The 25,383-nt window shown below is 36.6% G+C and carries 4 protein-coding genes and 2 pseudogenes; all 6 read right to left on the reverse strand.

Annotation, left to right across the window (positions count from 1 at the left end; translation table 11 throughout):
* Positions 1 to 17: 17 nt before the first annotated feature.
* Positions 18 to 2,828, reverse strand: coding sequence for an FkbM family methyltransferase (locus AA089_RS25865; protein ID WP_449546067.1), 2,811 nt, complete (start codon positions 2,826 to 2,828; stop codon positions 18 to 20).
* Positions 2,829 to 2,860: 32 nt separating this feature from the next.
* A pseudogene (locus tag AA089_RS25870) lies at positions 2,861 to 3,899 on the reverse strand (amino acid adenylation domain-containing protein); the annotation flags it as partial.
* Between the two features lie 84 nt (positions 3,900 to 3,983).
* Positions 3,984 to 8,858 (reverse strand): annotated as a pseudogene (locus AA089_RS25875) (amino acid adenylation domain-containing protein); the annotation flags it as partial.
* Positions 8,859 to 8,892: 34 nt separating this feature from the next.
* Entirely contained in the window at positions 8,893 to 12,786 is a 3,894-nt protein-coding gene (locus tag AA089_RS17905; protein WP_046758364.1) for a non-ribosomal peptide synthetase, read from the reverse strand.
* 24 nt (positions 12,787 to 12,810) lie between these two features.
* Positions 12,811 to 20,844 (reverse strand): hybrid non-ribosomal peptide synthetase/type I polyketide synthase, encoded by an 8,034-nt coding sequence (locus tag AA089_RS17910; protein WP_162200459.1) that lies wholly within the window; start codon positions 20,842 to 20,844, stop codon positions 12,811 to 12,813.
* Positions 20,837 to 25,351: a type I polyketide synthase gene (locus AA089_RS17915; RefSeq protein WP_046758366.1), complete on the reverse strand. Its 4,515-nt coding sequence runs from the start codon at positions 25,349 to 25,351 to the stop codon at positions 20,837 to 20,839. The genes AA089_RS17910 and AA089_RS17915 overlap by 8 nt, the downstream gene beginning before the upstream one ends.
* Positions 25,352 to 25,383: the final 32 nt, after the last annotated feature.

Consider the following 25,383-nt stretch of genomic DNA (forward strand, 5'->3'; position numbering starts at 1 on the left):
CTGTTTTCGTTGTTTTTTTATTCGTCAAAGAAGGATTCTAATGCGTCTAATTCTTCTAATGATATGTCTGTAAATGTGAGATCGCTAGGTGTAATTTCTGTTTCTTCACAGCTCAAGCAGAACGCAATGATGGCTTCTAAGTTTTGTTGTATTTTTTCTAAGAACGCCTGAATGGTGGCTTCTTCAAATTTATTGGAACTGTACGATATACGAACCGATAATTGTCCGTTGATGACGACACTTGTGACTTCCATGTCGTATGCGCGTGTTCGTTGCGGATGTTCCATGTTTTCAAGTGAAATGTCTGTCGTTTCTAGTTCACTAATGTTGCTAATATCCGCATCAAAATGCCCTAAATAGTTGAATAGTAGTTGCGGATTGATATGATTTAGTTTTGTATTTTTTTCTTGAAGTACATAACGTCCAACGGCATATCCAAGTTTGTGTTCAGCAGCTTGGTGTACTTTTTCTTTTACATATTTTATGTGTTGTTTCAAGTCGTAATCAGTTGGTGCGCCCACAATTACAGGATATAGTGTTGTAAACCAACCGATGGTTCTATTGACATCTACAGTAGCATTAAACGGTTCTCTTCCGTGATGTTCCAATAGGATTGGAATTTCGTTTGTTATTGAAAATTCCTCACGAACAGCGCGTGTGATCGCAGCAATTAGCAAATCGTCCACTTTGGTATTGAATACCGTATTTGCTTCTTCAATTGCGTTTGTAGTCTGCGTTTTGTTGAGTGAAAATTCAGCGAAAGCGACTTCTTTTACCTGTGTATTTTCATCCGTAAGCACTGGGATTTTTGAAAATTCTTGCGCTTGGTAGGATTGCCAAAAGGTAAGCTCTTTTTCAAATTTTGAACTTTCTACATAGTGTGTGTACATTTCTTCCGACCATTCTTTTAAGGAAGATACTTTGCGCGGCAATTGGAATGTTTGTGCTTCTTTGGCTTGTAGTAAAAGTGTATTTAGGTCTTCAATAAGAATTCGCCATGAGAGTCCATCAATAAGTAAGTGATGACTTAAAAGGTATAAATAATCGCCTTTTGTACTTTGAAATACGGCAAATTTGATCAATGGACCTACTTCGAGTGAAAAGTTTGAAGACATTGTTGCCATGATGTTTTTCATTGCGGTTTCAAAAGCGGCATCTTCTTTCAGATTGTATATGGTAAGATCTACGGGATGCTCAATGTCTTGTAATTTTTGAATATATTCTCCAGAAGTATTTTTATGAAAAACAGAACGAAGTCCATCATGATGTGTTTGCAATTCTTTGATGACATTTTCTAAAACCGTGAGATCAAATGGTTCTTTTTTGAACAGTAATACTGCTTGATGAAAATGATCTGCATATTGCAAATCGCTTTGAAAGAATGCTTTTTTGATTGGCGTCAGCGCAATTTCTCCCGTAACGGCAGATTGATCACGAACAATTTCATTTTTTGTCAAGACTTTGGCAAGTTTTTCAATGGTAGGATTTTCAAAGACATCTTTCATCTTTATGGTGTATCCTTTTGTATTCAGTCTTGAAACGATTTGAATAGATTTGATAGAATCGCCACCAATGTGGAAGAAATCGTCTTTTATGCTAATACGATCTCTGCCGATTACTTTTTGCCAAACTTCTAAGACTAAGTGTTCTAAGTCGGTTTCTGGTGCAGCGTACGCAGTTTCATGTACTCTTCTTTGCTGCAATGGATCGGGTAATTGTTTTCTGTTGATTTTACCATTGGCATGTGTTGGAATTTCATCCAAAATTACAATGGCGCTTTGTGCAGGAATCATATAATCGGGTACTACGCTTTTTAGCTTGGTCGTAATTTCTTTGATGAGCTCATCATCAGATTTCCAGTACAGTTGTAGCGTTGCTGGCTTGTTATTGACATTATCAATAGTTGTTGCGCGTGTAGCATATAAATTGTAGATGTGTGTATCTGTAAAGTTTGCATCTTGCTCCGTAATAATCGTGAATCCGTGTGATTCAATTTTTTGTTGAATTTGTTGTAAACGATTGTCAACATCATGTACTTCTATGACAATTTGTTGCACAATGTCCCAATCTTTTTCTTGCATTCCATTTAGTACTTCCCATTCACTTTTTTCAACGTCGATTTTTAATAAATCAATGTTTTGAATGTTTTCTTCGGCAATGATTTGAGAGATTGATTTTAGTTTGCAAGTATATTCTTCTACATTTTTGAAACGTTCGTGAAGTATTGCAGCACGTTCTTCTTCGTTCATTGCATCGCCTGATAGTTGATTTTTCATGTAAGTAGCTACCAAACTTGCATCATCGTTTACATTACCATATTGTCCAGACATGATAGACGCATTTGGATAGTATTTGAAGGTCGCTTCACTTTCTGTATCCGATATTCCGACGGCATGTGCTTTTATGTGTTGATTTCCGTAAAGTTGTCCATTTAACTGTAGTTTTTCAAATAATGGTGTGATAGGTTCAAAAGCATGAATGGTTACTTCATGCAATAGCTGTGATAGAAAAACCGAAAACATACCAATGTTGGCACCAACATCAAGTACGCATGCGCCTTCTGCTAACTGAATTCCATTTTTTAGGTATGCGTTTTCTTTGAAAATTTCGCCATACATAAAATCTGCTTCCCGCGTGTTTACATGAAACAGCGGCATTCCGTTGGCTAGTTTGTGCAAGTACTGCGATTGCAATTGCGCTTGTTGCAACAACTTTGAGGCGTTGTCGTAATATTTTATGCGTTGCGTACTTGTAATGTATGCAGCTAAGTACGTATCTTTTGTAGGCGTTGCAATATCATTTTGAGTGTTGGAAGCCGTTCGAGCCATGACAACAGCAGTTCCGACATCGGGAATGTTTAGGAGCTGATTTTCAATTTCTTGCAGTTCTATACGATATCCGCGAATTTTTACTTGATGATCTATTCTACCTAAGAATTCTATTTCGCCAGAAGGCAACCATCTTCCAGCATCTCCCGTGAGATACATTTTTTGATGGTTTAAAAATGGAGCCGTGACAAATTTTTCTTTGGTAAGCGATTCTCTGTTTATATATCCGCGTGCTACACCAACACCACTGATACAGATTTGTCCTTCCAATCCAATTGGAATTAATTGTAAATTTTCATCAACGATGTGTAATTGAATGTTGTCAATTGGCGCTCCAATAGGCACGATTGTTTGTGCTTCTTCATCTTTACATTCATGATACGAAACATCAACTGTAGCTTCCGTTGGCCCGTATAAGTTAATGAGTTTTGTGTGTGTATGATTTTTAAAGAGTTTGTGAAATCTGCGTATTTGATCGCGCCCTAAGGCTTCTCCGCTACAGAAAATGTATTTTAATGTTGTTAGTTTTTCGATGCTCTGATTCCATTCAACATAATCTAAGAAAGCTGTAAACATCGATGGTACAAAATGCAGTACGGTAACTTTGTTTTCCTGAATGTTGCCAATGATGTGATGCGGATCTTTTTCGGCGTCAATTGGCAATAGAGAAACGGAAGCGCCCGTAAATGCGCCCCAGAATAATTCCCAAATGGAAACATCAAATGTCAGTGTTGTTTTTTGTAGAATGACATCGTCAGCGTTTAACGGATATTTGCGTTGCATCCAATGAATTCTGTTAAGTAGCGATGCATGCTCAATCATAACTCCTTTAGGAATTCCTGTAGAACCAGATGTGTAAATGATATACGCTAGATTGTTTGGTAGCGTTGTGTTGGGAACCGTTTTTGCGGCGTGTTTTTCTAAAATTGTACAATCAAATTGTTGCTTTTTCTTTTGAATTGTTTGTTGCGTTGTATTGCTTTTGTCAATTTCAATAAGTAGATCGTACCTGTATTTTGTCAATTCATTTTCAATGGTCTTTATTTTGTTTGAAAACTGCAATGATTTCATCGCTGTGAGTTTGGTACTTACATCTGTAAACCAATCTTTGGCAACAAATAGTTCTTGTGACCAATCTACTTTTGTTCTGTACTTTGGGTTTTCATTTTTGAATTGATTAAAATCAGCAATCATGACATCTTTTAGCGCATGATCCATTATGTCTCCCACAAAAATGTATCCTTTGTCGTGTATTTTGTCAATTGCTTTTTGCAACACATCTTGAAAGTAATTGTGTCCGTGAAAGAGATGAATTACACTATTGATAATGATGACATCAAAGTTTTCTTCAGCTATGGTATCAATTTGATCCGCAGGAAGTGATTTTAGTTGTATGTTTTCAATTCCTTCGGAGTTAATTTTCGCTTTGTTTTTTTCAATAATTACTTCCGACAAGTCCGTTCCGTAATACAGCGCAACTTTTGGAGCAAGCGAATACATGGTAATTCCTGAAGCACAACCAATTTCTAAAACCTTACTGTTTTTATGTAAAACGGGCAGTACTTTTTTGGTAACATTTTCAGCGTATTCTTGCATTTCTTCTTTAGAGAAGGCTTGTCCTGTATAACTACTTTGCCATCCACCACCTTCAATTTCGTTTTTACTGGTTTCCCCAACATGATCCCAAATTTGTTTGTTCATCAAGAGGTTTTCTTGTGTTTCTTTTTCGTTGAAAATGTTTGTACTGTCTATACAAACGTAACTGCGAAATTTTGGACATTCCCATTGCAATCGGTTGAGTGTTTTTAATTCACTTTTGACACTTAGAATTGTTGCAATTTCTGCATCTTCAATTGTTTGTCTGAGTCTGTTTTCAGGCAATCCGACACCTAACGGAACGTATACGCCACCAGCTTTTAAGATTCCGTAGATGACAGGAAAAAGGTGTATACATCTTGACATTAAAACGCCAACAGCTTGTTCTTGTGTGGTGTTTTCTTCGTGAATTAGATAGTTTGCAATGGCATCTGACTGTTCGTCTAATTCTTGAAATGTAAGTGTTTTATCTTCAAACGATAGTGCTACTGCATGTGGCGTTGCGACAACTTGTTTTTTAAAGATTTCCATCACATTATTATTGTGTGGATATTCAAAAGTTGTGGCGTTGAATTCTTCTAGGAGCTGTACTTTTTCAGCTTCTGATACGAGATGGATTTCTTGAATTTTTTGTTGCGGATTTGTGATGAATGCTTTTGTGATTTTTTCAAAGTAACCTGCAAATTTTTCAATTGTTTTTGCTGTGAATAATCCAGTTTTGTATTCGAAACTACATACAATTCCTTCTGGAGTTTCCACGATAAAAAGCGTTAAGTCGAATTTTGAAGTAGCTCCGTGAAAATCACGTTGTCGCACGGTGAGATTTGGAAATTCTATTTCAGGAATGTCCATGTTTTGCATTACCAAGCAAACATCAAATAGTGGATTTCTACTCATGTCTCTTTCTACAGAAAGTTTGTCTACTAAGCTTTCAAACGGATAGTCTTGTGCCGCTAATGCATCTAAGACTTCTGTTTTTACAGATTGCATGAATTCGTGTAGCGTTAACGAGTTGTCGGAAGCAATTCTAACCGCAAGTGTGTTTACAAACATTCCTATTAAATCTTGCAAACCTGCATGTGTACGTCCAAATACGGGAGTTCCGATAATCATGTCGTGTTGTCCCGTAATTTTGGTAAGGAAAACACTAAATACACTAAATAGCGTGCTGAAAAGTGTTGTTTTTTCGTCTTTGCAAAGTTCTTTTAGCTTGTTTGTAGTGTGTGCGTCTAGCAAGAATTCAAACGTACTTCCGTCGTATTCTTCAATGTTTTTCCGAGGATAATCTAGCGGAAGCTTTAGTACGGGCAATTCATTGGATAGTTTTTGTAACCAAAATTCTTCTTGTGGTTTTAGAAATTCTGTATATGCATCACTTTGTTGCCAAGTAGCGTAGTCTTTGTATTGTATTGCTAAGTCGGCTATAGTTTCATTGTTGTATAGTTTTAAAAGGTCTTTGATGATGATGCCGAGCGAAGTTCCATCGGAAATCATGTGATGTGTGTCAAATATTAAAATTCCCTTTTCTGGTGTTTGTTTGATGAAAAATACGCGGAGTAGTGGCAAAGTAGCCAATTGAAACGGCGTGATGAGTTTTCTAATTTGATCGTTTAGTTTTTCATGATTTCTTTCGATGATTTGAATGCTACAGTGCAATTCTTCATGTATTATTTGTACAGGAATTTCGTCTTTTACTTCAAATGAAGTTCTTAGTATTTCATGCCTCTTAATGAGATTGTTCAGCGCCATTTCCATGCGTGGAATGTCAACAGTTCCTTCGGTTTCTACAATTAGCGGTGTGTTGTACGTAATTCCTATTCCACCAAAGTGATTGACAAAGAAGAGTCTTTTTTGTGTAGAAGATAATGGATAGTATTCTTGATTTTGTGCTAACGGAATTTTTGTGTCAACTACCGTTTTTTGTGCTAGCGAATCAATGTACGCCGCTTGTTGCGCAATGGAATTGTACTTAAAGATATCACTTAGCGTGAATGCCGTCTGAAATTCTTCATTGAGCAACGTGATGAGAATGGTTGCTTTTAACGAATGTCCGCCAATGTCAAAAAAGTTGTCTTCGGCACTTAGGTTTTCACTTGCTACATCTAAAAGATCTCCCCAAAGTTTTGCAATCGCGATCGCCGTTTTGCCTTCTGGCGCCACATAGTTTTGACTTTTGGTCTTTGTTACTTTTTGTTGTTGCAACGCTTTTTTGTCTACTTTTCCATTCACAGTTAGCGGCAAGGTTTCAAGCTGTACCATTTCTGTAGGAATCATATAATCAGGCAGTTCCTTCGCAAGTTCTTGTTTTAGTGCATGCATCGTTTCCGCATGTTGCGTCACACAGAACGCCGTTAGATAGACATGGTTGTCATCATCTGTTTTAGGAATAATTACAACTTCTGAAATGGTTGTATTTTTGAGAATTACATGCTCTATTTCTTTGATTTCGACCCGTTGTCCTCTTATTTTGACTTGATCGTCTACACGACCTATGAATTCTATTTCTCCTTCATCATGCCAAATACCAATATCGCCAGTTTTGTATAAATAGTCATTTTCTTTGAAAGGATTTTTGATAAATTTTTCAGCCGTAAGTGCTTCATTTTTATAGTATCCTTTGGCAACTCCGATGCCGCCAATGCAGATTTCTCCTTTGGCTCCAATAGGTTGTAATTGTTGTGTGTTGGTCAGAATGTATACTGCATGATTTAGAATTGGTGCTCCGATAGAGTAGTACGGACGCATTGTTGCTGGCGTTAGTTTTTTCCAGGTAGTCCAAACTGTATCTTCGGTTGGTCCGTATAAGTTGTATATGTCAAAAGGAACTTCGGGTACTGTTTCTATTTGAAGTTTTTCTCCTGCTGAAATTAGCGCTCGTAGTGTTCCTTTTTGCCACGGAAGTTCCAAGAGTTTTTTTGCTAAAACGGTAGGTTGAAACGAAACCGTAATTTTGTTTTCTTCAAGCCATTTTTTTAATTGAATGGTGTCTAATCGAATGAATTCATCAATGATGTAGAGCGCACAACCGTTCAGCAGACTTGGCCATATTTCAAATCCCATGGCGTCAAATCCGGCACTGGCAACTTGCGTTAAGCGATCATCTACAGTGATATTAAATTGTTCTTTGTAGACATTGACGAGGTTTACCAATGAAGCATGTTTAATTTCAACACCTTTTGGGCGACCTGTAGAACCTGAAGTGTATACGACATACACGGAGTCTTCCAGCGATATTTTTAGGTTTACATTTTCGGTTGCTGTGGTTAAATCTTCAAGTTGTAAGTCTAGCGCAAAAAATGTACCTGTGTAGAAATCTAAATCGAATAGAAAGTTAGAAGACGTGAATAAGAGTTTACTTTCTGTATTTTCTAAAATGTATTGAATTCGATCTGTTGGATAATTTACATCAATTGGAACGTATGCGCCACCAGCTTTTAGAATTGCCAGCATGGCAACAATCATTTTTGGAGAACGTTCGTATAGTATTGCAATTACATCGCCTTTTTCTATTCCGTATTCATGAATTAAACTATGTGCTACTTGATTGGATAGTTCGTTTAATTGTTTGTAAGTAAGTGTTTCCTGTTCGCCTACAACTGCAATTTTATCAAGATGCTTTTCTGCTTGCAATTCAACTATTTCATGCACTGCTAACTTGACATCGTATGCTTTGTTAGCGTTAAAATTGAAAAGTACTTCTTGCTCTTCTGTATCTACAATTGCAACATTTCCGATGGCTTCCTCAGGATTTGTCAATAATGCAGCTAGCATGTTTTGGTAGTTTTTTATTATACGTGCCACACTCACTTTTTTGTATGTAGCAGAATTATAAGTAACCTCACATTTTAAGAGATCATCAGTTTCGGTAAATGTGAAAAATAGGGCAGAAGCGGTTTTTGGTTGTATGGCTTGCAAGTTTGTCAATCGCAATCCAGTTTGAAGAAACGCATGTTTGCTTCCTTTGTGTTCCGCTTCTTGTGCATTGATCCAAAGGTCTAGCGGATAGTTTTGATGTTCAATGGAGTCTATTACCTCTTTTCGAACTACCATTAAGATGTCTTTAAAATTATTTTCGGCAGTACATGCTGTTCTTAAAATTAAGCGTTCATTTAACAGATCCGTGTCTTCTGAATTGGAGAAAATCTGTGTTTCAAGAAGTGCATCTTCGTTTCCTGTGTATCTGTTCAATAGTGCCAAAAGTCCACTCGCAAGAATCATGTACAATTTGGAATGCGAACCTTCACTTAGTGCATTTATTTTTTCATATAACGCATGTTGCACTTGAAAAGCGATACTTTCTTGCGTAGGAGAAACAGTATGTTTCAATGGAAAATCTGAAGGAAATGAAGACGATTCAGGTACATCTGAAAGTTTTTGTTCCCAGTATTTTTTTTCTTCGGTTTGTATGTTTAACGCTAGTTTTCTATCATTCATTTATAATATTGTTAATGCTTTTTAGCAGGTTTTATTAGAAATTAAAATCTTCTTTAAAGCTGTCAATTTTTGTTTTTTGTACTTCTTTTATTTTTATCGGAAGGTTTAGTTCCTGTATGCTTGTTTGATCGTTTGTAATAATGCTGTTTAAAACATGTTTGTAGTATTCAAAGAATTGTTTTATAGAACTTTCCTTGAATAGTTTCGTTTTGTAACCAATGGTAAATGCCAATTGATCTCCATCTAAAATTGCGGTGAACACGAGATCGACTTTGGCAGTATTTTCGGTAAAAGCGAGTTGTGCTACTTTTTTTAGGGATAAACCATTTTTGTCAACGGTTCGTAGTTGTTCATCTGCAATATTTTGAAGCACAAAAGCAATGTCGAACAGTGGATTTCTAGCAGCTTCAGCAGTAATGTCGAGCTTTTCTACAAGTTCTTCAAAAGGATATGTTTGATGCTCAAAAACGTTTGCGATTTTAGTTTTTAGTCTTTTAATATATTCCGCGACACTTTCAGTTGCTTCTACTTGACTTCGGATACAAACCGTGTTGACAAAATTTCCAACCGTATCTAATAATTGCATGTGTTCACGTCCTGTAACGGCGGTACCAATGATGATATCTTTTTGCGCTGTAACTTTTGACAGTAAAATTTTAAATGTGCTAAGTAGAAACACAAATAACGTGGTTTTGTGTGCCTTTGTAGCTTGTTGCACACGTTCAAATTCAGTACTATTTAAGGTAAAATGCAACGTGCTTCCTTCATAAGATGCACTATTTGGACGCTTGAAATCAGTAATTAGATTTACGGTAGGTATTGGTTTTTGAAGTTCTGTACGCCAAAATTTTTCCTGCGATTTTTTTCGTAATTGCTGTGGCGTTGCTTGTTCCCATTCCGAAAAATCACGGTATTGTATGGTTGGTTGTGAGAGTGTTTCTCCACCATACAGCGCTAGTAATTCATTTAGCAAGATAAGAATGGAAACACCATCGCAAATGATATGATGAATGTCAATAAATAGAAATGTTTGTGCATCATCACTGTGTATAATTTTTACGTTGCATAGTGTTCCAGTTTCCAGTTGAAATGGTTGTACACAATTTTGTAATGTAGTTTCTAGTGATGCCGCAGTTGTATGCAGCACATCAATTGTAAAATTGACGGTTTCATGAATGATTTGGACAGGTTCATTGATTTCAAACTGAAAAGAAGTGCGTAAAATTTCATGCCGTGCAATTAATTGTTGAAACGCTTTTTCTAGTTTTTCATGCGTATAATTTTTGAGTTCAAATACATTTGGAATGTTGTATATCGTACTTGTTGGATGCAATTGTTGATGAAAAAAGATTCGTTTTTGCGCAGAAGATACAGTGTATTTTGTTTTCGAAATTGCTTTCGGAATGGTTACCATAGTTGCTTTTTCTGCGGAAGCAATGTATACTGCCTGATTTTTTATGGTTACAATTTCAAACAACTTTTTTACAGATATGGCAACTGCATAGGCATCTTGAATGTTGGCTTTTAGCAGTGTAACACTTAACGAGTTTCCACCCAATTCTAAAAAGCTTTCTTCAGTGCTGATTGTTTCAATATCAATTTTTAAGATGCGACTCCAAATGTGTCTTAATTTTTCTTCTATTTCATTGGTAGGCAGTACAATATCGTTTGTTTTTCGTTTCGGAAGTTGTAATACTTTTTTGTCAATTTTTCCATTCGTTGTCAAGGGAAGTTTTTCCAATTGTACAATGTGCGTAGGAATCATATATTCGGGCAAACTCTTTTTTAATTCTTGCTTAAGTTGTTTACTATCAAATTTTTGAGTTGTTTCAATAAATGCACAGATCACACTTTCGGATTCATTGATTGCTCGTTTGACAATTACACAGTGTGTTGCTTGTATTATTTTTAGAATTGCCGTTTCTATTTCTTGTGGTTCTATTCGAAAACCTCTTAAACTTATTTGTGTATCGACACGTCCTATAAATTCAAGATTTCCTTCGGAGTTCCAACGGACTAAATCGCCAGTTCTATAGGCAATTTCTCCATTATTGATCAAGTTTTTACAAAAACGTTGCTGCGTAAGTTCGTCATTAGATACGTATCCGCTTGCCAAACTTGCGCCTGAAATGCACAATTCGCCACACATTCCCAATGGCAATAATTCGAGTGTTTTAGGTTGTATGACATATGCTTTTGTATTTGTGATTGGTTTCCCAATTGGAATTGTTTCATACGCAGTTTTGGAAATTTTATACGCTGTGGCAACAACTGCATTTTCAGACGGACCGTAAGCATTTGTAATTGTATACGAACGTTTTTTGACGCGTGCTAATTTTTCGCCACCAACTAATAAGTGTTGTAAAGAAGACGAATCATATCGTTGTATGTAGGCTTCTCCAAGTTTTGTTGGCAAGAAAGAATGTGTAATGCTATTTTCTTCAAGAAACAGATGAAGTTCATGAATGTCATATTTTATCGTGTCAGAAGTTAAAAATAGTGTTCCACCTTGAATAATGTATGGCATTATTTCCCAAACGGAAGCATCGAAGCCAAAACCTGCAATTTTGGTCGCGCGCGCTGTCGCAGAAACTTCAAAGAAATCGTTATGCCATGCACACAAATTTGCCAATGCACTATGCGAAACTTTTACACCATTAGGAACGCCTGTAGATCCTGAAGTATATACAACATAGCAGGTTTCAGAAGAATTGCCAGCATGCGATTTGAATGCAGTATCGGTTGTGTTGAGAGTTTCACTATTGATGTGAATAAGCTCAACTTCGGAAGTGAAATTTTTAGTTTGATTCCCGTTGGTAAGTATATACCGAACATTGCTATCGTTTGCAATGGATTGAATTCTTTCCGTAGGATTTGCAGGATCTACAGGAAGAAAGCATCCGCCAGCTTTTAACACGGCAAAGACGCTAATTATCATTTCAAAAGAAGTTGATGTCATTATCGCAACTACTTCGCCTTTTTTGATTCCTTTATTTTGCAATATACCTGCTACAGCAGTTGCTTTTTTGTTGAGTTCTTGATAGGTTAATGTCTTGTTTTCAAACACAATCGCATCTTTATCAGGCGTTTTATCCACTTGAATTTCAAATAGTTTGTGTATGGTTTTGTCTAAAGAAATGGTATTTGTAGTGGCATTCCAACCGTTAGCCAATTGTTGCTTTTGTGCAGATGGCATTAACGAAATCTTAGCAACAGTAGTGTCTATTTTCGCTACAATTTGTTGTAATATATCCGCGAAATGTGTTGTAATTGCCGTAGCAATGTCTTTGGAAATGCGACCTTCTTGATAGCTAAGTTTTCCTTTTAATTGTGTTTGATCGTTATGAAATGAAAATAGCAATAGCGGTTGTAATGCGCCAGGGAAATTATTATCATGTATGTTTTCTAACACTAAAGCAGTATCAAAAAGTACAGGATTTTCTGCTGTAGCTTCTGGATGAATGTGTTGTTTTAAAATTTCAAACGGATAATTTTGATGTGCTACTGCTTCCGTGACTACCGCGCGCGTGTCCAAAAGTATTTTTTTAATGGAATCTTCCGAAGAAATTTGCTGTTTTAATGGCAACACTGTATTGATCATTTTTTCTTGATCGCTTTTTTGTTTGTACACCGTTGTGCCAATGGTTTGTGTGGTTGTGCCCGTATATTTGTATTGCAAAACCAAAAGCGCAGTGTGTAAAAATAGATGCAATGAATGATCTGAATTTTTACAAATACGCATCAATTCTGTATAGGTTTCCTTGTTGATCGTAAATGGAATCGTCTCTACAGCAGCATTTGCTTTTGCAGTACGCGCGACCAATACTTCCAAAAGTGCCTCTTTTGTTGGCATATCTTCAAATTGAGATAACCAAAAGGCTTTTTCCTTTTTCTTTTGTGCTGCGATGATGTGTAATTGATCTTTCATTTTCGTTGCTCGTGTCTTCGTTTGTTAAAAATCAAAGTCCATATTAGGTAATTCCGTATTCACTTCGTTTAATTGATTTTGAAGCTGAATGTCTTCTATTTTAGTTGCTTCAAACTTCGTAATTAGCTCAATGATTTCTTGATAATACGTCGCTAATCGGATAATAGTTTCTTTTAGAAAGAGTTCTTTTCTGTAAGCAATTTTTAGCTGAATTGTATCGTTTTGATCATCAATCATACAAATCAATTTAGATTTTACTTCATTAAAAATCGCTTCAATAGTTTGTGTTTCATCGTACAATCTATTTTGTTGCAATGCCGTTACCAAACCTTCATTTTCTTGGTATGCGAATAAAATATCGTATAAGAAGTCATCATTAGGAATATTCAATGTGCCATCAACAGCTTGTTTTTGATGCTCCAGAATATTCCATACTTCAGTTTGTATTTCTTTAAAAAATTCCAGAATAGATTGCTCACTTTTTGGAAACATTCGTACAGGAAATGTTTTGATAAATATTCCAACAACGTTTTTGGTTTCTTCTTGAAATCTCTCTGAAAATGGTGTTGCTACAATGATATCTTCTTGTCCACTAATTTTTGACAGCAATATTCCAAAAGCGCCCAAAAGTACGGTGGCTTCTGTTAGTTTGTTACTCTTACATAAATGTCTGAGTTGTGCTGTTTTATCTATTGGTAAGACAAAATTTTCTTCGTTGCCAAGTAACGATTCTGATGCTTCTTTTGGATTTGTATCATACGGTAAGTTTACAGGTTTTGCATCGTTGCACTGCTGTTTCCAGAAATCGGAAATTGGTTGGTTTTCAATTTGAGAAGCTTCCCATTCCGCATAATCTTTATAGGAAATATCGGCAGTTTCTATTGGTTTTCCGTGATACAAATCAAGCAGATTGTGAATTAATAATTTTGCAGAAATAGCATCCGAAATAATATGATGAATGTCAAAATATAATACGCTTTTGTTTTCAGGCAATTGTACTAATACCATACGAACCAATTCAGGATTTTCTAACTGCAAAGGTTGTAGAAATGTAGTTTCCATTTGTTGCAGCGCGTCATACGAATCAAGACTTTTGACTTGAAATGGAATGCTGCTTTTTTCATGAATTTTCTGCACTACTTCATTGTCAATGATATGAAAAGACGTGCGCAAAGCTTCCTGTTGTTCTACTAAACTGTTGAATGCCGTTTCTAATTTTTTGGCATCAATGTTTTGTAAAGGAATTTTTAGTGCCGTATTGTACATCGTACTATTTTGATGCAACTGCAATTCTAAAAATATTCTTTTTTGTGCGTTGGACGTTGTGTAATAGTCTTTCGGCGCTACTTTTACAATTGGTTGTTTTTCAATAGTATGTTCCGCGTTGTCAACATGTGCCGCCAATGCACGTACATTTGGTTGTTTAAAAATTTCGTGTAAACTGATGTCTACATTAAAAACTTCATAGATACGTGTACTGAGTGTGACTGCTTTTAGTGATTGTCCACCAAGATCAAAGAAATCGCTTGTTGCACCAATAGTTTCAGGATTTTGATCGAGAATATCGGCAAAAATTTTAGTCAGTTCTATTTCCGTTGTAGAGATTGCTTGTTCATGTTGTTCCGCTTGTTTGTTGGAAGCATTTGGCAATTCACTGAATTTTACTTTTCCGTTACTCGTAATTGGAATTTCCGAAATGTGCATGCAATGATTCGGAATCATATACGATGGAAGTCGTGCGGCTAATTTGTCGCGTATTTCTTTTTCTTTAATTTTTTCATCAGAAATGTAGTATGCGTATAAAACCTGATCGCCATGTGAATCTTCTTTTGCAACAACCAATACCGTTTGAAATTGTGGATACAGTGTACGGAGTTCTTTTTCTATTTCCGCCGTTTCAATTCGAAAACCACGAATTTTCACTTGTTCATCATTTCTTCCGAAATATATCAACTCGCCATCGGCAGAAAACTTAGCAATATCGCCCGTTTTATACATTGTTGTATTCGGCTCAAAAGGATTGTTTATGAATCGTTTTTGAGTTTCTTCTAGATTGTTGTAATATCCTAAACCAACACTGTTACCTGAAACATAGATTTCTCCAAAAACACCAAGTGGAACTTGCGTTAGTGTATCATTTAAGAGGTAAATTTTCGTATTGGCAACAGGTTTTCCAATCGGAACACTAACTCCTGTATGTGTCTGATTATTAAATTTTTGCACCGAACAACCAATGGTGGTTTCTGTAGGTCCGTATTCGTTGTACAGCGTAACATTTCCATTAAATAATGTATGTATTTTTGAAGCACTATCTGCTGAAAATGCTTCTCCACCGACAATCATACATTTCAAATTGGTGTTGGAAATTCCACGTTCTTGAAAATAGTTGCTTATAATTTTCAGATGCGAAGGTGTAAGCTTTATCACATGCGCGCGATCGTCTTTGATAATTGTTGTCATCAATGCTGCTGGCGTTTCTTTGTCAGAATATACTTCAATAGTATTTCCGCTAACCAATGGTACAAAAATGGACGTCATCGTTAAATCGAAAGCTATCGAAGTACAGAAAGCGAAACAAACATGTGTTTCATCCAAATAGGTTTCCTTTCCCCATAATGCGTAATTGCACAAGTTTTCATGCGAAATCATAACGCCTTTCGGAACGCCAGTTGTTCCTGAAGTGTGAATGATGTAGGCTAATTGGTTTGCTGTAATCTGAATTTCTGGCGACGTAATTGGTTGTGCGATATGATCTAATTCTGCATCTAATGCAAATACATGTTCGGCAGCAATGGCAATTTCAAAGAAATAGGATGTTTCCGTGAGCACTGTTTGTATGTTTGCATTTTGTAGGATGAGATTTATGCGTTCTTCCGGATATGTTGGATCTATTGGAACAAATGCAGCGCCAGCTTTTAGGATACCTAAAATACCTATGAGTAAATTGATGCTTCTATCGGCAACTGTTGCGACTACATCGCCCGTTTGTATCTGCAACTCATTTAGTAAATGATGCGCTAATTGGTTCGATTTTTCATCGAGTTCCTTGTAGCTTATGTTGGAGTTTCCATGTACAATAGCAATTTCGTTTGGTACGCGAAGTACTTGTTTGTTGAATTCATCCAATACCGTTTTTCCTAAATATTCAGGTTTTTCAGTAGCATTGTAGGTTTGTAAAAATGCACTTTCTGTAGCATTGAGCTGAAATGCTGTTGCAATGTTTGAAGTTGGCGTTTCAATTAACAACGCAAGAATTTCATTGAAATAAGCCACATAGCGTTCTATTGATGTATCTAGAAAAAGATCAGTTGCATATTCTAAATTGAATCGAATGCCTTTGTCGCTTTCAAAACCTGTGAGCGAAAGATCAAATTTAGACGTAGTTTGATGCGCTTCAAAGTCGGTAATTCGTTCAATAACTAATCCACTCGAATCGCTTTTAAGGATATTTGATTGTTTTTTGAAATCAAACATGACATCAAATAGTGGATTTCGATCTGCCGTCCATGAATGGGATATGTCGGCCACCAATTCTTCAAATGGAAGTTCTTGGTTTTCGAAACAAGTATCTGCTTCTAGCTTTACATTTTTAATAAAATCAATATAAGTCGTTGTCGCTGTTATCGTTGCTTTTAACGGAATTGTATTTGCAAACAATCCAACTAATTTTTCCATGTCAGGATGCGATCTTCCTACAACAGAAGTTCCAACTATGATTTCTTTTTGATTCGATAATTTAGACAGTAACAAGTAAAAAGTACTTAGCAATACATTGAAATTTGTGAACGCGTGTTTCTTTGTAAATTCTTGTAATTTTTGTTGCTGCGCTTTCGAAAGTTCAAATTGGAAAATTTTACCGTTAGTACTTTTCTTTTTTCGTGCTTTGTCAATTGGTAATTGCAACGGAGCAATGGTTTCCAGTTTCTTTTCTTTCCAGAAATTTCGTTGTGCATCTAAACTTTCGAGATATTCTTTTTGCAATTGCCAAGCCGTAATATCTTTATACTGAATCGTTAATGGTTGCAGCGTTTCATCTTCATACAACGCCATGACATCACGTATTAAAATGTTTAGCGAAACACCATCCGAAATGATATGATGCATGTCTACCAACAAGATGGTTTCTTGCTCATTTTGAAGCATTCCCACACGAATCAGCGAAGGTGAGTTTAACTCAAATGGACGTACAAATTTTTGTATGATTGTTGCTAAATTTCCTGAATCATGTGAATATTCTTCGATGGCAAACGGTACCGTATCTTGTATTTTCATCACAGGAATTCCTTGATCTAATACAAAGTAGGCACGAAGAATTTCATGGCGTTCTAGTAATTTTTGAAACGCGTTTTGCAAGCGATCAATTTTCATATGACTAGCGCGGACTACTTGCAACATGTTGTAGGAAACGTTTGTTCGATCTAATTCTTGCAGGACATAAATTCTTTTTTGAGCAGACGAAACCGTGTATTGTGTACTTTTTTCAACGGAAGGAATTTCACTTGATCTAAAGGAATCTTGCGCCGTCATAATGCGTGTTGTGATGGCTTCCACTGTCGAATTTGCCATGAATACTTCCAAGGAAAGTTCCGTTTTGTATTGTTTTTGAATCATGGAAAGCAATCGCAATGCATTTAGCGAATCGCCTCCTAATTCGAAGAAGTTTTCATTAAGTTGTGGACGTTCGCCAAGTATTTTTTCAAAAATATCACTAACTCCTTGTTGTACTTGCGTTTGCGATAGTTTTTCGCTAATTTCTTCCTTGCTGGTTTCGCCTAAAAATGATTGCAAACGTTCAGCTTCCGAACTAATTCGTGTTTCTAAATCTGTTACAGATACGGCAATCGTAGGAATGTTGAGAGAAAGAACTTCTTTAAAAGCTGCAACACCTTCAGTTGCCGTCACACCAATTAAATCCGTGGAAGTTTCTTCTTCGTAGATAGCTGCTGTTTTTTGAGCCATTCCTGTTTGTAACCAACGATCCCACAGAATTGAAATAATTCGCGTTGTTTTTGTATGCTGTCTTGATTGTGCATAATGATTCATGAACGCATTTGCGGCAACGTAAGCAGCTTGCCCAATTTCGCCCAGTAACGAACTTAGTGACGAACATAAGATGACAAAATCTAGATTTTCTTTCTGTATGAGTTTGTCAATAACCAGTGTTCCTTGCACTTTGGCTTCAAGCACATTTAGTACTTGTTCCGTTTCTTTGAATCGTATGAGACTTCCGTCAGCAATTCCAGCTGCATGAATGATTCCGTTAATTGCAGAAAATTTTTCTTTGACAGTATCAAAAAGTTGACGCATGTTTTCTTCGTCCGCAATATTTACGGTACTAATCATGATTTCTGCTCCCAAACGTTCAATTTCCAAGAGTTTGGCGATTGTTTCTTTTTGCTTGGTAGGCGTATTTTCATTGTGTATTTCTTTTTCCCAATTCTTCTTATCAGGAAAAGCACTTCGAGTGGTCAATACGAGCGTACATTTACTTTCTTTAGCTAAAAAAGAAGCCAGTGCAAGTCCAACACCACCTAATCCGCCAGTAATGATGTAGGCTCCTTTTTCTTTAATTTTGATAGCAGTTTCCTTCGTGCTTTCTAAGTTTAGTTTGCTCGTTTTTTGAATCCAACGATGTTTTCCACGATACGCAATTAGCGCGTCTGTAGCTGTACTGTTGATTTCTGAAAGGATCTTTTCAGCGTACGCGTTAGCATCATTCAGCGTCTCAATATGTTCAACTAAAGCGATATCAATATGTTTGGCTTGTAGTGATGCAAATTCGTTGTTGATGACTTTCGCCAAACCGCTATAGGTACTTTTTATTGGCGCTATATTCGTTTCTATTCCGATGACATCAAAAGCATTGTTGGAAAGTGAACTGACCACGGCATTTTCTGCAAAAGCGTCTTTGTTTGTCACGGTTTTGAGAAGTTCTATATAGTTTACAAATGCATTTGTTTCATGTTCGAAATCATTCCATAAATATAGAATAGTATCAATTTTATGTCCGTCAGATAAGATGTCTGTCACCAAACGATCGTGTTCAGGAGTTGTACTAGAAATTGTATAGTTGTGTGCGTCAGATTTTGTGTATGCAGTTCCTTTTTTGACAAGAAGTACCGTCGTATTTTTTTCTTTTATTTTTTGAATTAGAACAGCGTTGAACGAACTTTCTTCATAGTATATTAACCATTTTTGTGTGCGATCATTTTCAAGCTTCGTTTTTAGTGGAGCAGTAGCACGTGTCCATTCGGTAGTATAAAACCAATCGTTAATTTCCTGAGATTTTGTACTTTTTTCGACGGTTTTTTCAGCATCAGACGACTGTTTAATTTTTAATGGAAATTTAGTTTTCGCAAACGGATATGATGGTAACTCACATAGTTTGTAGTGTTGATTAAGATCTATGGTTTTTCGATCTAAATCATTTCCTTGACACCATACTAAAGCATGCGTTTTTAGCTTATTATTTTCTTCAGATACATCACGTAAAGTATCTTGATTGGTATCATTCGTTATCCAGTTTTCGGCTTCTAGTTGTGCAATAGCATCCGAAATATTGTTTGCGATAATGACAGCTCTGTGTTTAAATTGTGGTTTTTTGGAAAGTGTATAAGCAACATTTCCAAGATGTACTGTTGGATGTTTTTTGAAAAACTCGGTATGTATGTTCAGTTGTGCTTGTAATGCTTCTTTTGTTTTGGCAGAAAACGTAAGCAGTTGTGTTTTATCAGTTGTATTATTTTTTTCTTCTTGTAAATTTTCTTCTAGAATGATATGCACATTTGTACCGCCAATACCAAAACTACTAACTCCAGCTCTTAATGGAAACTTTTCATTTTTCCAGTGTATCAACGTATCATTGATGAAAAAAGGACTGTTTTTGAAGTGTATTTCAGGATTTAAATTTTTAAAATTTGGATGTGGAGGAATCGATTTGTGTTTCAAACACAGTATTGTTTTGATCATTCCAGCTATTCCTGCTGCGGCATCCAAATGTCCAATGTTTGCTTTTACAAAACCTAATGCACACGTTTTTTCTTGTTGATCTTTGAAAACAGTTGTTAACGCTTTTGCTTCGATAGGATCGCCTAAAAATGTTCCTGTTCCATGCGTTTCAATGTAACTGATAGATTCAGGCGCAACTCTAGACATATGAAGCGCTGATTTTATGACCTCTTTTTGACCTTGATAGCTTGGTGCTGTATATCCAACTTTTTGATGTCCGTCATTATTGATCGCAGAGCCTTTTATGACTGCATGAATGGTATCGTTATTCGCAATGGCATCGTTTAAGCGTTTTAAAACAACCACACCAACACCATCACTAAATACCGTTCCGCTTGCAGCATTATCAAACGGTCTGCAATGTCCATCTGGCGAAAGAATCATGCCTTCTTCATGAATGTATCCGCCTTCGTTTAGTAAATTGACAGAAATACCACCAGCCAAAGCCGATTTGCATTCGCCCATAAGTAACGATCGGCAAGCTAAGTGAATAGCGACTAAAGAGGTAGAGCAAGCCGTTTGAACAGCTATTGCAGGACCTTTTAAGTTGAGTTTGTGTGCAACTCGTGAAATCATTAAATCTTTATCACTTAGCAATGCGTTTGCATATTCGTCAAAAGGTGTCGCGCTTGCTTTTGCCAGTTCTTTTCTCCATTCATAACTGGAAGAGCTTCCACCAAACAATCCAACTTTTTCTTTTAAATTTTCAGGATTCATGCCTGCATTTTCCAAGGCAGCCCAACAGCATTCATGAAATAATCGCGTTTGCGGATGCATCACTTTAGCTTCTGCTGCAGCGTATCCAAAAAAACGCGCATCAAAACAGTCAACATCTTCGATTTCGCCTTTAGCTTTCACATGATTTTCTGCTGTAGTGATGCCTTTGTGAAACGTTTTTTGCTTCGCTTCTTCTTCAGAAAAGAATGTAATGTTTTCTGTTCCTTGGCAAAGATTTTCCCAAAATTCTGCTATATTTTTTGCGCCTGGAAATTTACCGTGCATGCCTACGACGGCAATTTCCATTCCTGTTAGTGCTGTTTTCTTACTCATTTTCTTGCTCATTATTCAGGTTAAAAAAAGATAATGATCGGTTTAAGATGTCTAAACTATCTTCTTGTTCAACAATCTCTTCTTCAGGAATGTTTCCTGCTATATGCGTTGCCAATTCACGGATGGTTGGATGATTGAAGAAATCTGTAATTGTAATTATTTCATCTGTAATTTCTTTTACTTTTCCATTCAACTCTGTAATGTCTAACGAAGTCAATCCCAATTCGAAAAAGTTGTCTTGTACACCAATTTCTGAGATACCAACTTGCGCTGCTACCAACTTTGCTAGTTGCAATTCTAGTTTTCCTTCAGGCGCTATAAACGTGCCATCTAGACCTAATGCAGTTCTCGTTAGTTGTTCTGTTTTTACCGTATTTTCATTTTTATGAAGTCTATGTTGAAAGAAGTTTTTACTTTCTTCTTGTAGTTGTTTCAGGGTTCTATCGAGGACAATAATTTGTGATTCTTGCAATGATAGAATGGTTTGTAATGCTGTTACACCTTGTTCTTTTGTGATGCTGATTTCGTCAATTGATTGATTCGTTCTTTTTTTTGGAGCTGCCATTCCCATGTGCTTCCAAGTTGTCCAATTGACACTCGTAACCAATTTGCAATTTGGTAGATAGTTGGTGTTTTTTGCAAATGTGTCCAAGAAGTTATTTGCGGCAACATACGCAGCTTGTCCGTAAGCTCCAAACACAGATGCAAGCGACGAGAATAGTATGAAAAAGTCTAATTTTTCATCTTTTACGGCTTCTGCTATATGCAACGTTCCTTCTATTTTTGGAGCCAATACTTGTTGTATTGATTCTTCAGTTCGGTGCAGTAAGAAACCTCCATAATCGGCAATTCCAGCGGCATGAAATATACCATTGATGTTATTGTAGGTCTGTTTTATCGTTGCAAAAGCAGTTGCAATACTTTCTTTTTCTGTAATGTCTGCAATTACTAATTCTGTAGTTGCGCCCAATGCTTCTATAGCGATTAGTTGTTGTAGTAACTGTTTTGTTTCTTCTGTAGAAGCATTTTCATATTGTGCTGTCCAACTTTCATTTGAATCAATACCTTTTGTGCTTCTATTGATCAGTATAATGTTAGCCGTAGCTTGCTTAGCAATATGCAATGCAACTGCTAAGCCAATAGCGCCCAATCCACCAGTAATGATGTACGTATTACCATTTTTCGCAGTAGTGATTTTTGTATTGGAAACATCATATTCTTCATAGCTTTGAATCCAGCGATGTCCATTTCTGTAAGCCGTGGCTGTTTTTTTCTGATTCGATTTAAATTCTTTCACAAGTTCAGCAGCAGTACTTTCATCAATGATTTTAGTTGTGAGTTGAATGTCTATTGTACTTGTGCTAATGTGTTCAAATTCTTTGTGAATAGCCATCAACATACCTTGTATGATAGATTGCAAAGCGTTTGTACTATCGTTTCCAAGTATCGTGTAAAGCGAATCGGTTATTAGGCGTATATGAATTTGTGTCGCTTTGTGTATGGATTGACTCGCTTTTACCAATCGATGTAGGTTGTAAAATGACGCGTACATTTGATCATTTATAGGAATGTCGTCTACCGTTTCAAGATTCCATGCGTAAACGATTTCTAATGATTTCGTGTTTACTTGATCGAAAATGAGTTGATAATGTGATTCGTCAGTTGGATCAATACGTAGTTCCGTATCACTAAGTTGTTTGTAAGTTTCTGCTCGCTGAACAATGCGTACTTTTTTATTCTGAAAGAATTCATTTTCTAGCAATGCTTTACTGAGCAATGTTTTATCTGTAAAAAGCAACCATGTTGTATCTGATTCATGCTCTTCACTACTAATTGGCAATTTTCTGCGAATCCAAGTTGGAGTATAATACCTAAGTTCTTTCGTTGTTGTGCGATACGTTTGTGTTTTCTTTTCAAACTTTGTTTTTGCAAACGGATAGGCAGGCAATGTGATGACTGATCTTGTTTCGTTTGGAGTCTGCCACGGAATTGTTGCTATAAAATCTTTTTCCCAAAGCATTCCCATTCGTTGCAAAAGCAGTTCGTTGTCATTGATCGTTTCGGTAGCTTTTTTGGTTGTATTCCAAGCAATGTCTTTGTAATTTCTTCCTAAGTGCGATTTTACAATACTAGTTAGTGTGTTTCCTGGACCAATTTCTAAAAATAAGGTGGTTCCTTCTTCTTTTAGCGTGTCGATACCTTTCGCAAAATGTACCGTATTTCGTAAATGATTTGTCCAATAAGCAGGATCAGCAATCATTTTTTGAGTGATGAATTCTCCAGTAGTATTAGCGATGTATGGTATTTGAATATTTCCTTTGGAAACGGTTTTTAGCTTTAGTAAATAGGCATCTAACATATTTTCCATCATGTGCGAATGGAATGCGTGCGATGTTTTTAATGGAATGGAAATGATGCCTTTTTCCTTGAAAACAGTTTGTAATTTCTGGATGGCTTCATGAGTTCCAGAAAGTACACAACTTTTATGCGTATTGATGACAGCTATAGAAACGTGATCGTTTGTGTATTGTTCCGCCTCAGCAGCAGAAAGCATGACACTAATCATTGTTCCCGCTTCCATGGATTGCATTAGTTTTGCTCTATCTACAATAAGTTTTAGCGCATCATCACGTTTTAAAACGCCCGAAATACTTGCAGCGACATATTCTCCTAAACTATGTCCAATCATATAATCGGGTTGCAAACCTACATGTAGTAAGTATTGTGTTAGCGCATATTCAAAAGAAAATAAAAGCGGTTGTGTGTATACCGTTTCGTTTATTTGAGATGTTGCATTTTCAGGATTTTCAGGATATAAAATTTCCTTATAATCAATTCCTGTATAGTTTTGTAATGTTTGCAAACATGCATCTAATTGTTGTTTGAAGAAAGCATTGTTTTCATACAGATTTTTTCCCATATGAAGAAATTGTGAACCTTGTCCTGAGAACATAAATACCAATTTCTTTTTTTGTGACGGAATGCTGGCAGTCACTACTTTTTGTAAGTGATTTTGTAATTCTTCAATAGTTTTACAACGATAACTTTCACGGATTGGAAGTGAAGCACGTTTGTTGAGTGTATAAGCAATAGCTCCAAGTGCAACATCAGGATGTGTAGTTATATACGTTGATAGTTCTTGCTTTATAGTTTGTAAGGATTCTAACGATTTTGCGGAAAGCTGAATGGCATACGCTTCTTCTGTATTGGTTGGTTTTTCCTGTTTAGGCGCTTCTTCAAGTATGATGTGCGCATTGGTACCACCAATTCCAAAAGCACTAATTCCTGCGCGTAAGGGTGTTTCTTGTGAAGTCCAATCAATAGCTTTTGTGTTGATTTGGAACGGTGTTTTTTCAAATTGAATTTTCTTGTTTGGCGTTTGAAAATGTAAGGTAGGAGGAATGCTTTTGTGGTGTAATGCCATAACCGTTTTGATGAAACCTGCCATTCCTGCGGCAACATCTAAATGTCCTAAGTTCGTTTTTGATGCGCCTAAGTAGCATTCTGTACGATTGGACATTCCATATATTGTTTTTAGTGCTTCTATTTCGATAGGATCGCCAATGTTTGTTCCTGTACCATGCGTTTCAATAAACGAAACACTTTCGGGTTCAATTTCCGAAACTTGAATAGCAGATTGAATTACTTGTATTTGTCCTTCAATACTTGGAGCAGTATAGCCAACTTTTCGATTTCCATCATTGTTGACAGCGCCACCTTTGATAACTGCATAAATACGATCGCCATCTTCTACAGCTTCTTCATAGCGCTTTAATAGTACCGTTCCTGCGCCATCACCTGGAACCGTTCCTGTGGCAGTTTCATCAAAAGCTTTGCAATGTCCGTCGACAGACATAATCATGCCTTCTTGGTATTCGTATCCTGGAGCGATTGATTTGTGTACTGAAACAGCGCCGGCAATCGCCATATCACATTCTCCAATAAGTAAACTTTTACAAGCTTCTTGGATGGCAACTAACGAAGTAGAACAAGCTGTATTTAGTAAAGAAACTGGTCCTTTGAGGTTCATTTTGTAAGCCAAACGCGATGCCATAAATTGTGGCGAATGAATGTATGTTTGGTATTTTTCGGTATCACTGGTTGCGTTTTGAAAAGCATCAAAGTTCCAATCTATACTTTGCGAACTTCCCGCGTACATGCCAATTAGCCCTTTGTAGGTAAACGGATCGTAGCCAGCATCTTCGAGTACGTGCCACACACATTCGTGAAATATTCGCGTACTAGGATGCATTCTGAGCGCTTCTTTTGGTGTGTAATCGAAAAAATTAGCGTCAAAACAATCGACATCGTTCAATACACCAGAAGCTTTTACAAACTTGGCGTCTTGTATACGCGATTCATCAATTCCAAGATTGCGCAATTCTTCATCGGAGAAAAATGAAATCAGTTCTTTTCCGTCGATAAGATTTTTCCAATACGTGCTTAGGTTGGTAGATTTTGGAAATCTACAACTTACTCCAATCACTGCTATTTCTAATCCATTCATAAGTTATGCTCCCTTTTTTATTGTTTTGTTTG

The sequence above is a fragment of the Kordia jejudonensis genome (genome assembly GCF_001005315.1).
GTDB lineage: Bacteria > Bacteroidota > Bacteroidia > Flavobacteriales > Flavobacteriaceae > Kordia > Kordia jejudonensis.